At 34.5% G+C, this 13,758-nt stretch carries 15 protein-coding genes; 5 read left to right on the top strand and 10 right to left on the bottom strand.

The genetic code is table 11. The features are described from left to right. Window positions 1-348: 348 nt before the first annotated feature. Both R5R67_RS14920 and R5R67_RS14915 read right to left on the bottom strand, forming a co-directional pair. Window positions 349-585 carry a hypothetical protein gene (locus R5R67_RS14920; RefSeq protein WP_318754951.1) on the bottom strand — a complete coding sequence of 79 codons (237 nt, stop codon included), beginning with the start codon at window positions 583-585 and terminating at the stop codon, window positions 349-351. Window positions 586-796: 211 nt separating this feature from the next. Beyond that, window positions 797-910, bottom strand: coding sequence for a hypothetical protein (locus tag R5R67_RS14915; protein WP_318754950.1), 114 nt, complete (start codon window positions 908-910; stop codon window positions 797-799). Between the two features lie 79 nt (window positions 911-989). Here R5R67_RS14915 and R5R67_RS14910 point away from each other — a divergent pair, with 79 nt between their 5' ends. After that, entirely contained in the window at window positions 990-1,385 is a 396-nt protein-coding gene (locus R5R67_RS14910) for a putative four-helix membrane protein (protein ID WP_412838334.1), read from the top strand. 92 nt (window positions 1,386-1,477) lie between these two features. Here the strand turns inward: R5R67_RS14910 and R5R67_RS14905 are convergent, their stop codons facing one another. The 5 genes from R5R67_RS14905 to R5R67_RS14885 form a co-directional block, all read right to left on the bottom strand. Further along, the gene (locus R5R67_RS14905; protein ID WP_318754947.1) at window positions 1,478-1,921 is read right to left on the bottom strand and encodes a hypothetical protein; all 444 of its coding nucleotides are present in this window, start codon (window positions 1,919-1,921) and stop codon (window positions 1,478-1,480) included. Between the two features lie 136 nt (window positions 1,922-2,057). Further along, the gene (locus R5R67_RS14900; protein ID WP_000770269.1) at window positions 2,058-2,198 is read right to left on the bottom strand and encodes a hypothetical protein; all 141 of its coding nucleotides are present in this window, start codon (window positions 2,196-2,198) and stop codon (window positions 2,058-2,060) included. Window positions 2,199-2,465: 267 nt separating this feature from the next. Beyond that, window positions 2,466-2,783, bottom strand: coding sequence for a hypothetical protein (locus R5R67_RS14895; protein ID WP_000721411.1), 318 nt, complete (start codon window positions 2,781-2,783; stop codon window positions 2,466-2,468). 202 nt (window positions 2,784-2,985) lie between these two features. Beyond that, window positions 2,986-4,023, bottom strand: a complete 1,038-nt coding sequence (locus R5R67_RS14890; RefSeq protein WP_000174322.1) for a hypothetical protein — start codon at window positions 4,021-4,023, stop codon at window positions 2,986-2,988. A 126-nt stretch (window positions 4,024-4,149) separates the two neighbouring features. Next, entirely contained in the window at window positions 4,150-4,707 is a 558-nt protein-coding gene (locus R5R67_RS14885) for a TetR/AcrR family transcriptional regulator (RefSeq protein WP_002062145.1), read from the bottom strand. A 912-nt stretch (window positions 4,708-5,619) separates the two neighbouring features. Between R5R67_RS14885 and R5R67_RS14880 the strand changes: the two genes are divergently transcribed. Together R5R67_RS14880 and R5R67_RS14875 are read left to right on the top strand one after the other, a co-directional pair. Further along, window positions 5,620-7,002, top strand: coding sequence for an amidohydrolase (locus tag R5R67_RS14880; RefSeq protein WP_000340502.1), 1,383 nt, complete (start codon window positions 5,620-5,622; stop codon window positions 7,000-7,002). A 262-nt stretch (window positions 7,003-7,264) separates the two neighbouring features. Next, entirely contained in the window at window positions 7,265-7,945 is a 681-nt protein-coding gene (locus R5R67_RS14875; protein ID WP_000276393.1) for a hypothetical protein, read from the top strand. A 44-nt stretch (window positions 7,946-7,989) separates the two neighbouring features. Here R5R67_RS14875 and R5R67_RS14870 read toward each other — a convergent pair whose 3' ends face one another. From R5R67_RS14870 to R5R67_RS14860, 3 genes are all read right to left on the bottom strand, one after another. Further along, window positions 7,990-9,828: a monovalent cation:proton antiporter-2 (CPA2) family protein gene (locus R5R67_RS14870; protein WP_002062147.1), complete on the bottom strand. Its 1,839-nt coding sequence runs from the start codon at window positions 9,826-9,828 to the stop codon at window positions 7,990-7,992. Window positions 9,829-10,063: 235 nt separating this feature from the next. Continuing rightward, on the bottom strand, window positions 10,064-11,506 hold the full coding sequence (locus R5R67_RS14865) for a glucose/sorbosone family PQQ-dependent dehydrogenase (protein WP_001032878.1): 1,443 nt from the start codon (window positions 11,504-11,506) through the stop codon (window positions 10,064-10,066). A 187-nt stretch (window positions 11,507-11,693) separates the two neighbouring features. After that, entirely contained in the window at window positions 11,694-12,620 is a 927-nt protein-coding gene (locus tag R5R67_RS14860) for a LysR substrate-binding domain-containing protein (protein WP_000845357.1), read from the bottom strand. Between the two features lie 152 nt (window positions 12,621-12,772). Here R5R67_RS14860 and R5R67_RS14855 point away from each other — a divergent pair, with 152 nt between their 5' ends. Further along, a complete protein-coding gene (locus tag R5R67_RS14855) occupies window positions 12,773-13,414 on the top strand; it encodes a hydrolase (RefSeq protein ID WP_000200064.1) in 642 nt (213 codons plus the stop codon). A gap of 39 nt (window positions 13,415-13,453) precedes the next feature. After that, entirely contained in the window at window positions 13,454-13,750 is a 297-nt protein-coding gene (locus tag R5R67_RS14850; RefSeq protein WP_001277234.1) for a putative quinol monooxygenase, read from the top strand. The last annotated feature ends 8 nt before the right edge of the window (window positions 13,751-13,758 follow it).

Below are 13,758 nucleotides of genomic sequence, written 5' to 3'. Positions count from 1 at the left end.
ACAACCACCTACTGAAACTCAACCATCAGAAGTTCCTGGCACCGTAAAAGATTTGCCTGAGAATAATGATCAACCTGATCCAAATAACAAATAATTTCTTATTAACAGTGCCTTGGAAGTTATTTTGAGGTCCTGCTACTATTAAGAATAAATTAGTGCACTGATTTATTATACTATTAACTACTTTTATCAATTTGATTTGTTTAGTTATTTTAAGAAATTGCAGCCATTCATTCCAGAAAATTGATATGACTAGTCTCTCAGATATGAGGGGCTTTTTTAATTGTATTTCTACTTAACCAGTACTTACCCACTCATTAAAAAGAGCACCTAAGTGCTCTCTCATCCTTATTGATTTTTATATAAGGCAAAATTTATTGCCCTATCATATGCCTGTTCCTGTAACTCCGTATATACATAAAAGTGCTGTTCTGCTTTGGTAACAGGGTTAATAAGTTTCATTGGTTCATAACTATGAGTATTTAAATCATTAGGATCAACATCAAAAGCTTCTAATTGATGCTCTCTCCATTCTCCACTTAGTACACCACCTACACAAAGCCATTTCGTTGTATTGTCTGACATATCTAATCCATATTCTTGGAGGTGTTTACATACCATATCACGCCGTTCTTTGACCTGTATTATTTTTTTCATGACTAAAAAATCGATCATCTAATTAAATGACTTCTTTAGTAAAGTAATTTTAAGATCCATCAAAACAAAAATCCCTCCATTAGAGGGCATATTACAGTTAATTAATATTAAACTTTCTTACAATAACACTATGATAAATTTAAATATCTTTAAATTTCTTAACTATGACACTAATATTCATAAAAAAATAACGGCCAAGGCTAAGATGAAACCAAATTAAGGTTCTTGAGCAAAAACCTCTAGCAAAGCCAATTCAAACAGGTTACCTTTTATATAAATTAAACTTTCCAATTAATTTCCTAAAATTTAGGTTTAGTTCAGTTATATTTATTATGATCAAAAAATTAAGTGCATTATTAATATTATTGTCTACATCACTACATGGATTAGCTGCAATACATATGAGTCCAAGAATTGGAAGCTCCTCTTATAGTGGCCCCCTCGACACACTTATATTAATGATTGTGGGGATTGGAGCTTTATATTTTTATTATAAGTCATTCTTAAAATGGATTAAACGAAAATCAACTGGTGAAAAACCAGAACGTAAACTTGGTCTTGATGACTGGGGCATTACACTTGCAGGATATGTAATTGTATCAATATTTGCATGTGGACCTATATTTGAAATACTACAAAGTATAGGCGACTATCAACTTGTAAGAGACACTTGGTATATTGTATTTATATTTTGTTTTGGATTATTGTTTTTTTTAAGAAGAACCTAAGAAGCTATCTAATATATAAATTAAAAATCCCACTAATAATCAATATTTAGTGGAATTTCTATAGCGAAACATGTTCGACTAACTTAGATACTTCAGTAATGATACTTATAATTAGGACATAGAAAATAGAGAGCGTACAATACTCCCGCGACAATGAGAGTAAGAAAGAATGAAACTAAACATATGATTTTCATTTCAAATGATATATTCGCTTTAATTCCTTTCTCTTGCTCTCTTCTCTTTATAGAAAGATAACCTTTCATATTCCAAAAAGTGAAAAATATAATCGTAATAATTATGAGACAAAGCAAAAGATAGTATTCTGATGTGAAAGGATTATTGATAGCATCATTGCATTTTTGCTTTTCTATTATTTCTGCTTGAGTTAATTCAGTTTTCACTGAAACACCCCATTTCTGACTATCAGGTAGAAAATACTTATATTCACAATAATCTATAAATTTTTCTTTCTGATCACGTCCATCTCCTTTAGTTCCAGAAGATGATGTGTGATTAAGTCTTACTGTAGTTGTCATTTGTCATTTGCCATTTGTATTTAAAAATTTGGAGCAATTATAAATACCAACTTGCTCCAAACTCAATAAACACTATTACAATAAAAAAAGCCCATCTTCCGATGAGCTTTTTATTTAATTAAGATTATCAAATGCATTAGGCTTTAAATTCTGCTAATACAAAGTTTTTTACTATTTCATCAAAATTAGGTTTCAGAAGAGTTGGCTTGCTATTTTTTATAGTTTTATACCAATAACTCGCTGCAACTCCCATGCTAACCAAAGCTAACAATTTCATAGCTCACCTCACTTATTGGGAAGAGTGGAGTTTAAAGTATCATTCGCGTTTGTAGCATTCTAACTCGTTTTAAAGAGGTTTCTGTATATTTTTTAAGCAATGTGTAATAAAAAAGCCCACATCTTTGTGAGCTTTTAAGCTTCAGAATGAAAATATCTTTATATTAATTCGAATCATATTAACTGTGGATTCTATAAATAACATAACAGAAAATAGTTTATTTGTAAGTTCATCCTTTCTACAAAGAATATTCCCCTTCTATTTAAGTTAGTCTTTACACTTAACTTTCAAAATCGCTGCTTTTGTACTCACCGGAATAATCATTCCTGAATTGTAGGCAGTATGATAGTTTACAATTTTGTTATTACTATCTAACTCATCAAAGCCTTTATTCTTACATACTTCTTCCGCCTTAGTGATGAGCTTTGATCGTAAAGCATCCCTTGAACCAAATGCATTGCTTTGAGCATGAAGTTGATAAATTCCAGGATTTATCTCGGCTACGGTAGGTGGAAACATTTGCAGACAACCTGACAACATGAATGCAACTATGCCCAGAATACTTATTAATTTAATCTTTTTCATTTAACTGATCTTCAAAAATAATTAAGCAAAAATAAAGTTTAAAAATGACAATATAATTTCAATACTGTAAAAATCTTTACTCTTTCAAGTAAGCTTTATCCTCATGAGTTTTCTACTCAAGAATAACGATGAGTCTAATCCTAAAAAGACTAGACTCGATTCAAATTAAATTATCAATTTTAGAAATGAAATAATCTGAAAATTAATTCACTAAGCTCTGATTAATCAATGATTCAATTTTTTGAGAAGCAACTGAATTATAGTAAGTACATTCATTCTTTGCTTCTTCAATTGCGCTTTGGAAAGAAATTACATCCTCATAATTATTAAATGAATCAAGTGATCTTTCATAACCTGCAACAATACTATCAATTGAAGTGTTAGGATTCTTTTGCCAATAACCTGAAGCTAATTTATTGTCTATATTCATATAAACTGAAATCGTATAATACTTTGGATCATTTGCCTCGGTATTTAAATAAGCCCACTGTACATTGCCCCATTTTCCAGTAACGGCATTACTTCCAGCTAAAGAAATATAATTTGAAAGGTTATTAACACTAACACCATTAATAAAAGCCAAGCTGTCCGTATTTGTAATTACATAATAAGGTACTGAATAACTTATTCTTTCAACCTGAAAACATTTCGCTCCTGCTGGAAATGTATTTTTCTTGGTTAAAGCTAAAAAATCTTTAAACTGATCACCAATAAGTTTTGGATGAAAAAATACACTTGTAGGAATTTTCTCTGCAAGAAGATTCCAATATACAGCGGTTCTGTCACTTATCCTGACATTTTTTAAATCAATCCAGCGCCCTTTCTCCTCTATAACAATATTTTTTAGACCATCTTTGTTATAAGGGGTTTTTCTAAGTGTCGTTCCATCTTGCGAAGTCGATCTCAAAATATAACGTCTATAACCCAATGGATACTTCGTCTCATCTGGTCTATAAAGGCCATCTGTACTTAACATTAAGCGTCCTATATCTGGTTCTGTACCTTTATCTAACTTAGGATAATCAGCATACCAAATATTTCCATTTCTTGAATTCTTTGTAATCTCAACAAATGTTGTATCAAATTGAATAGATCCCCATTTGTAAGAAGTAGTATTATCAAACTCTGTATTAAGAATTTCATCTTTTGTTGTGGCAACAGTATCGCTACTTCCTCCACCACCACAGCCCACTATAAGAGCTGAAAGTAGAAAAAGAAAAATAGTTTTATTAAGTGTCATCAAATTTACTCTTTTTTATTGAATGGTATAAAATACTTTTAAATATAATAATTTAAAATTTTATTATATGAAATAATTAATTCTCAGCTTTAACTTATTTAATAGCAGACGTGATAATAAAAACTATTAACGGCCCAACCTGCCAAAAAACCCCTCCACCACCATATCCCTTTCCTCCAAACTCTTTGAGCTTAAAATCTGGAACATCAAGCCATCAATTAGGTTTAAAACCAAATTGGCATCGGGCTTTAATGCATGGGTTTCTAAACTAAAAATGAGGTCAAAAATCTCATGAAGTAGCCACCTTCTATACTCAACCGCCATACGGTAAGCGCTCACATACATATGTTTAATTTCAAAAAAGGCTTTAAGCAAAAGGTAATACAGGCTATTAAAGTTAACATGTAAGTTTATAATTTCTTTGAGTTTGTCCTTTGAAGTGCGATAACGGTTTGAGTAAATAATGGCAAGTACTTCTTCTTTCAGCAGGCTTTTTTGAAAAGCAATGCACATTTCAATTAACCGTTCTTTTGAGTGAAAGTAATTATAAAAAGTCGCCTTGGTTATTTTGGCTTCTTTAATAATTAGGTCTACGCCCGTCGTGTGAAAACCGTAAGTAACAAATAGACGTATGGCAGTATGAATAACCTGTAATTTTTTGGAAGAATTTTTTAAATTTTGCATAGTTTTACCGTTATAAATTCTTGTTGTTTCTAAAAGAGAATAAAAAGCCTGTGCCTTTTCTGGGAGAAAAAAAGGCACAGCAAAGCCGTAAAGACTGTGCTTGGCACATCTCAAGTTTTATTGTTGCTAAGTTTTGGTCGTGACGATTTAAAGCCTGAAAAGCCTATAGGCAATCAAACTGCTTTAAAATTTTAAGTTGTGTCGAGATAGATTTTGACAGTGAGTGCCAATAATTTATGAATGTGCATAGCCAACTCCTTCTTTTGGGAGTTCTGCCAAAGCATTATAAATTATGGTGGCAGAACGGAAGCAGGTTGACGGACTGGGTAAGACTCCAGCACACCCGAAGGTGTCCCACTCCCGTCCTACCGCTACGGGAGGGAACGGGGTGTGCACATATAAGTATCCCTCAGAAGGAATAGCTCTGATGTGGTCTTACAAACTCGGTCCGTCAAAACCGACTGGCAATGTAGGCCAGCCCGCAAATGGTAATCTTCAATATTTGAGCTGTCAATGTGAAATTGGCTAGAAATTATTTAATTAATTATTGTTTTTCATTGTATTAGGTACTTTGTCTAAACATTATATAAAGTAATATTGAACACTGTTTTATAAGTACAAGCTCCCGCCTCTATTTTTTTCAAATGTTGTATACGCCAAGTCCCCTTATACGCCTATAAGCTTAACTTAATAAAAATGATTAAGAAGTATTAGATAAATATTGCATTTTTTTTATTAGATAAGCTATTTTTATATGCATAAAGTTGTATATACATGTTAGGTTGTGACTATACATATGAACCATGCATAGCCATAACGCCAAATACGCTTTATCACAAAATTTAATATTGAGAACCGGGCATTTTGTCCGTTTGTTCTCCTCTAAATAAGAACTGACTATTGAGGCAAAACATGGATTGTTTATTTAATAAATCTTTCGAAAAGACGATGAAAGGATTTTATAAACTGGTGTTGGGGGCACCCTTACTCATTACCGCCCAGACAAGTTTTGCCGATTGGATTAAAGATTCTGTTTCTAAAAATGAATCAAAAATTATTCAAATTCGCCATTATATTCACGAGCATCCAGAACTTGGGAACATGGAGTTCAACACTTCAAAATTAGTGCAAAATGAGTTTAAGTCTTATGGGATCAAAGTTCGAAAAGGTTTTGCAAAAACTGGTGTTATTGGGATCTTAAAAGGCGATCTGCCTGGTCCCGTTATGGCATTAAGAGCAGACATGGATGCCTTACCCATCGAAGAAAAAACAAATTTGAGCTATGCAAGCAAAGTAAAAGCACAATATCAGGGTGAGTTACAGCCTGTTATGCATGCATGCGGTCATGACGCACATACGGCTATGCTATTAGGTGCAGCAAAAATACTTGCAGAAAACAAGAATAGACTCGCGGGCACTGTTGTTTTTGTTTTCCAACCTTCTGAAGAAGGAGCTGCTGATTTGGCTGGTTTTAGCCAAGGTGACCAAATCGGCTCAAGAAAGATGATTACAGACGGCGCACTTAAAAAGCCAGAACCTGAAGTCATGTTTGGTATCCATGTCGTTTCAGGTATTCCAAGTGGCAGCATTTTCTATAAAGATGAAGCTATGCTTAATAGTGCTGATGAATTCCGCATTAAACTGACTGGACAGCAAGTGCATGCTTCTATGCCATGGGCTGGTCGAGATCCAATTGTGGCATCTGCTGCCATTATTAATAATATTCAAACGATGATCAGTCGCCGTTCTGATCTTACTAAAGGTATGGCCGTGATAACGGTAGGACATATTTCCGGCGGAACTGCGGCCAACATTATTCCGAGAGAAGTTGATATGGAAGGTACTATTCGTACCAATAACGAAGATATCCGTCAAAATATTCTTCAACAATTGCCTAAAATGGTCACTCATACTGCGCTTGCAAACAATGTAAAAGCTGATATTGAACTCTCGCCTTATGCACCTGTAACTTATAACAATAAAATGTTAACTCAATTAATTTTGCCTACATTAGAAAATACGGTTGGTAAAAATAATTTGCATCGTATGGAGACTAATGCAAGTGCAAGTGACGACTTCGCACACTATGGCAAGCTTATGCCCTCACTTTATATTTCACTCGGTGCGACTCCTAAAAATCAAGATATGAGTAAAGCAGCTCCTAATCATAGCCCAGAATTTATTGTAGATGATGCAACCTTAAAAACAGGTGTTGAGTCTCATATACGTTTTGTTATGGATTATCCTGCTATTGCTAGTCAGGTACAAAAAGCTTGGAGAAATGATAAGAAATAATTTTTATTAGTTAACCGCTTCACTCATTTTATATGGGTGTGAGCGATTAATATAAAAATATTAGATTTCTATTTATTAATCATAATTAAAATTATAAAAACAATGCATAAAAACAATAAATTACAAGAAAAACAATATTAAATTTATTTTATCAAAACAGCTATATTCTATATGAATATATAGTAAAAAATTATACAATATTGATACCTATTTTTTAATGTTATTAATTAATCTCTTAACTAATAAAATAGGTAAAATTGTAATGTATAAATTTTTAGCACTTTCTTTTATTAGTATAGGTCTAGTTGCTTGCAATAAAACTAGTGAGGATTCTGCATTAACTATAAATAATCAGGAATATATGCCGAAACACCAACTAACAGCTAATAAATATATTTATGAATACAACAATATTATTTATAACTTACCTAACAATAATGATCAAAAATCAATCAATTTAAAATTAAAAAAATTATTAAATACTATGCCATCTAATGAAGATAATTTAGCCATTTTAAAAACTAAAAGGAAAATTCTTATTCGTCTGGGTTGCCTTGAACAAGCATATGTCATTACAGAAAAAATGTTAACGAAAGCTAATAATTCCAAGCTTCAAGAAACGCAATGTATTTTCTTAAAACGGATGAAAAAAGATATATCACTTATAAAGCAATGTTATGAAAAAACTGCGTCCAGCTATTTAAACGAAATAAATCTAATTCCTAAAGCACAGTTATGGTACCAATATGCATTATGGGGAAATTATGCGGCAATGTACCACGCTGGTCATAAAGAATATAAGTTTAAGTTACTCGAACTAATTAACTATCATAATAATGAAGATCATCGTTTAACGTACCGACAAATGTATGAAAGCGTAGTGAATCCGTCAATTTTACAAAAAAGAATCGACCGGATTCCTTATAGCCCTGAATGTCGTTAACAACTCTTTAGCCTCCAGATTTTCACCTAAAAATTTTGGAGCATTTACCCATCCATATTTTCATTATCCGAAGCATCATCTTTATTTAAAATACGCCCTTCCTGTTTTGGCCGAATTAATGGTGCTGTTGGTCTCGGATGATGTGCATGCGTATATTGCATACCCGCTCCGGCATATACATCATCGGCGGCAATTTCAGTTTCAAAACGCTCATTGTCCAAATCCCGAATTTCTTCGGTAATTCGCTCTACCTCGTCTTCATCTACACCTAGTTCTTGTAAAATAACGCCCCCAAATTTGATGGCAGACTCAAAAGTTTCACGGATCATGTAGTCTACTTTTTGTTTGACTAAATGTAGTGAATGCTCACGATCATATGAACGAACTAATAATTTCGCTAACGGAAATTCATGAGTCACAAGTTCTACAATTCTATTAGTAGTTTCTTTACTATCTACACATACTACAATTGCTTGTGCAGTTGCGGCTCCAGACGCATGTAGAATATCTAAACGGCAACCATCGCCATAATAAATTTTAAAACCAAATCTTTCAGCATTTCGGATCATGTCGGTATTATTATCAATAATGGTGACGTCTACTCCTCTTGCCAACAATAATTGACTGGTTACCTGCCCAAATCGCCCGAAACCGATCATTAAAACATTACCAGTTAAACCCTCGGCAATATTGATGTTTTCTAATGAAACATTCGCCTTAGATTGAGTAAAACGCTTAAAAATAATACCTACAATTGGGGTTAACACCATTGAAAGTACAACAATAGCAGTTAGGTTTGATTTAATAGTACTATCAATGACTTGTGCACTTAATGCGGCAGAAAAAAGTACAAAGGCAAACTCGCCACCTTGAGCCATCAATAAGGCACGATCTAAGGCCTCAGTATGAGAACTCTTAGTTACTCGCGCGACCATATAAATCATGATGGCTTTAGCAAACATGAGAGCAATTACGCTACTTACAATAAGCTGCCAGTTTTGAGCAACCACTGATAAATCCAGTGACATGCCAACCCCAAGGAAAAAGAGGCCTAACAGGATTCCACGGAAAGGTTCAATATCAGCTTCAATTTGATGCCTAAAGGTAGATTCAGATAGCAACACACCAGCCAAGAAAGCGCCCATTGCCATAGTCAAACCGCTCACTTGCATGAGCAATGCAGCACCCAATACCACCAGCAAAGCGGCAGCGGTCATCACTTCTCTTGCTTTAGCGGCAGCCAAGATTCTAAATAATGGATTAAGTAACCAATGCCCTGCTGCAATCAGACCTGCAATGGCCAATAAACCAATTCCTATATTTTCTAAACGTACCGATGTGCTTTCGACCACATGATTCGGTGCCATAAAAGCAACAATAGCCAGCAATGGCACTATCAATAAATCTTCAAATAATAAGATGGCTACAATTTTTTGCCCGCGAGGCTGAGTTAAGTCACCACGATCGCCCAGTAGTTGCATCACAATAGCAGTCGATGTTAATACAAACCCTGCTGCGCCGATAAAAGCAACTTGCCACGTAAAACCAAATAGCAAACCTACGCCTGTTAATGCCACAGCACAGCTTATGATTTGTAATGTTCCTAGCCCAAAAATTTCCCGTCGTAGACTCCATAAATGTGATGGCTGCATTTCAAGGCCAATCACAAATAGGTACATCACAATGCCCAACTCGGCAATATGTAAGATTGCGGTGGAATCTTGGAAAAATGCAAAACCGAAAGGGCCAATAATCAGACCCGCAATGAGATAACCTAATACCGAACCTAAACCAATACGTTTAAAAATAGGAACTGCAATTACCGCGGCCGCCAATAAAACTACAGGTGCAATCAAGCTAATTGAATGTGCTTCTGAACTCATATACTACTCATCTTTTGATTTATCTTTTTGTATTTATTTAAATTCTCACCTTCTCCTTGCTGTAAATTAAACGTAATGTCCTATATAAAAAATCACGCTTTTCATTCTTAGTAACTTATAAAAAGTACTTTTTAAATATTATTAGGCACCCTCTACAACTAGTTAAAAAGACCAATAACCTTATATAGATATACAAAAGAATCTAAAGGAATACCTTTAGATTCTTGTCATTATTTTACTTAGCTTTATAGGTAAACTTAATTAAAGCCCCTGGGTTTTCCAACTGGTTTGTAACGGAACCATCATCTTTTTGAACATTACCTTCCGGGTCAGTTAAGACATATAAAGTATTCCCTTCAGGGTTTGCAATAACATCACGATAGCGATTGTTACTCTTGAACATTGGAATAGCATCATCATAGGTCGTGCTATATGTCTGATCCATCTTAATACGGAAAATAACCCCACGTTTTAAAGATGGAACAAGCAAAGTATTTTCCCAACCTGGAATTGCTTTTTTACCGCCCGTATAAACATAAGCCGAAGATGGAGCTACCGTTGGCCAGCAGATATAAGTCATATCGCCACACATCGGGTCGTTATAGTTATAAGTATCCTGAACGGTAAATAAGGTCTTCAAAGGTGCAATAAAGTTTTTACCAGTCCATTCAGACTCTTTTGTTACTGGAACACCCGCCGCTACTTTAATGCCGTTTTGTCCTAAATCTTTAATTTGAGATTTATTGGTTGCGGCTGAATAGTTTGCATAGGCATAACCACTGTCATCTTTATAGCCTGCCACATTAGGCCAACCGTAGTTCCCACCCTTAACAACCAAATTAATTTCATCGTCAGAATTTGGGCCTTGCTCAGCTTGTAAGAGCTTACCATTTGGTGCAAATGCCAAACCTTGTGGGTTACGATGACCTAATGTGTAAACATGACTTGTAACACCATTAAAACTTGGGTTATCACGAGGGATACTACCATCCAAATTTAAACGCAGGACTTTACCAGAATAGGCATGGAAGTCTTTATTCTTTAATTCTTGTTGGGTTGGAAGACTTTGGGCATAGTTAGGCTCAAACAAATACGTTAACTGGTTATGGCCTTGGTCACCTAAAGTGTAATAAATCTTATGGTCTGGTCCAATCACTAAACGACCAGCCTGATGGTCTTTAGAAGAAGGTAACCCTGCTAATAAATCAACTGGGTTTTGCAAGGTATCTGTTGATTTATTATAGGTGTATCTTCTAATAATTGTCTGATTTGGAGAGTTCTTGTCTGTTGCCTGAGGATTTTTAAAAGTTCCAGAGATATAAATATATGGGTTATTTTTAAAATCAGGATGGAATGCAAAACCTAACAAGCCGTTTTGTGCATGCGGATCATTAATAATACCAGGTACTTGAAATACTGTTTTAACTGCACCTGTTTCCGGATTTACTCGTAAGATTTTGCCTGTCACAAGTTCAGTCAACCAAATCTGGTTATCTGGCCCCCAGACTAAAGCATGAGGTTTATTTAAATTTGATAAAAGAACCTTTTTTTCAAAATTTTCAGTTTTTGCTTTTGCAAATTGCGCTGGAGTTAAGGGTACATCAGCCAATGCACTAGACATTGTAAAAAGCTGGACCGAACCTAAAAAAGCAATGTTTAGTAATAAGTGTTTATTCATAATTTTCACCGTATTCAAAGTTAATGCTTTCGTTTTTAGCACTTTAGTCTGTAGTTAAACTTTCATTATTATGAAATTATCAAAAACCGAATAAAATCCATATTAATGAGACACACTATCTCAAAAATGACTTAATCTTGAGTTGAAGACCAAATCTCATTAAGAACAAATTCACTTGCCTTGAATATTATTCAAAACCGGGTCTTTCATTAATAAGTGTTTCGAACTCCTCCGATAAAAAATCTAATAGTGCTCGAACGCTTGGCAATAGTCCTTTTCGCGAGGGGTAAACTGCATGCATAATGCTATTTTTTAATTCCCAATTTGGCATTAAATTAATTAATTCACCACGCTCAATTTCTTTATAAATCAGGGCAAAAGGTAATTGAGCAATCCCAACTCCTCTTAATACCGCATCTCGTACACCAATCATGTCGTTCACAATCAAACGTGGTGTTTGTATAACTTTTTCAGTTTTACCATTCTCTCGGCTGTATAGTGTCCATATACTTTTTTGTTCCGAGTTACCTAACCCAATTGAAGGATAACCACATAGATCTAATGGGGTTTCGGGCATACCATGTTGCTGGACCAGCTCACAATGCCCCACTATACATTGCGGATTTTTTGCAAAAATCTTCATGACCTGATCGGAATCTTCCAAGGGCGGAAATCTAATTCTTAATGCGATATCTATTCCGTCATTTAACAGATCAATATTTTTATTGGTTACTTCAAGATGAATATTAACTTGGGGATACAACCTCATAAATTTTGAAATCATATCTGCAATGTGATCATATAACCATGCAGGCGGGCAACTGACTCTTATTACCCCACAAGGTTCTGCCTGATTTCTTTCAATGACTTGCTGTGCAGCTTCTGCACCTAAAATCATATTTTGACATTGATGATAGTATTCTCGTCCTAACTCGGTTACATCAAATTGACGAGTATTTCTATTGATTAATCTTACCCCTAACCTTTCTTCTAATAATAAAATGCGGCGGCTTAACTTAGATTTTGGAATATCAATTTCGCGACTAGCAGAAGCAAACCCTCCATGTTGTACAACTTTTACAAAATAATAAAGATCATTTAAATCTGTTTTCATGCAATTACCACTGTTTCAATTTTAGGATTCTTTAGCCTAATTTTGTGTAGTTCCGTCCTTTCTCACTTAATTATATAGTTCATAAGTGACCAAACTTATGGCACAAAAATAATATTTGTATTATTTAATTATATTTAATAAAGGTGAAAAAAATGACTAGTGAAAACATCCGTGACCCAAAACAAGATCATCTTTTAACTCCAGAAAACTCTGCTTTTATTGTCATTGATTATCAACCGGTTCAAGTAAACTCAATTGCTTCGATGGATCGTCAACTGTTAATTAATAATATTGTAGGCACGGCAAAAGCTGCCATTGTTTATAATTTGCCAATTATCCATTCAACCGTAAATGTTAAGACTGGTTTAAATAAACCACCGATTCCACAATTGAGTAAGGTTTTGAAAGATTACCCTACCTATGACCGTACAAGTATTAACTCTTGGGAAGATACCGAATTTAAAGAAGCCGTAAAAGCAACAGGCCGTAGAAAACTCATTATGACAGCGCTTTGGACTGAAGCTTGCTTAACGTTTCCTGCACTAGACGCCCTAGCTGAAGGATATGAAGTATATGTTGTGGTAGATGCTGTAGGTGGTACTTCTGTTGCAGCGCATGAAGCTGCTTTACGTCGTATTGAACAAGCAGGCGGCAAAATGATCAGTGTTGCTCAGTTATTCTGTGAACTGCAACGTGATTGGAAACGTTCAGAAACTGTACCTCAATTTATGAAATTATTTATTGAGACTGGTGGTACAGCGGGTATCCAATTCTCTTACGACAAAGCTGAATAAAAGTTTTGTATTGTCCCTATTCAAAGGATACACATCAAAATGAGTGCTGTTTATTTAGTAGTGGGACTTCGAGCAAAACCAGAAAAGATTGATCAGGTCAGAAGTGATCTTATTGAAGTGGTAGCTCCATCCCGCAAAGAAAGCGGCTGTATCACTTATGAATTATTCCAAGATCAAAATGATCCTAGTCTATTTATATTTTATGAACATTGGGCTAGTGAAAAAGATCAGGAACATCATCATAATTTTGGACCACATATCCAAAACTTTCAAAAAGAAGGCATGGGTAACGTTGAAAAAATAGAATTTTTTCATCGGCTTCAAGCGTTGGTTTAATATCAATT

The sequence above is a fragment of the Acinetobacter sp. OYA S30 genome (assembly GCF_033599315.1).
Taxonomy (GTDB): Bacteria; Pseudomonadota; Gammaproteobacteria; order Pseudomonadales; family Moraxellaceae; genus Acinetobacter; species Acinetobacter baumannii.
Note: the sequence above shows the minus strand (reverse complement) of the source record. Positions and strands in the feature narration are given on the sequence as shown.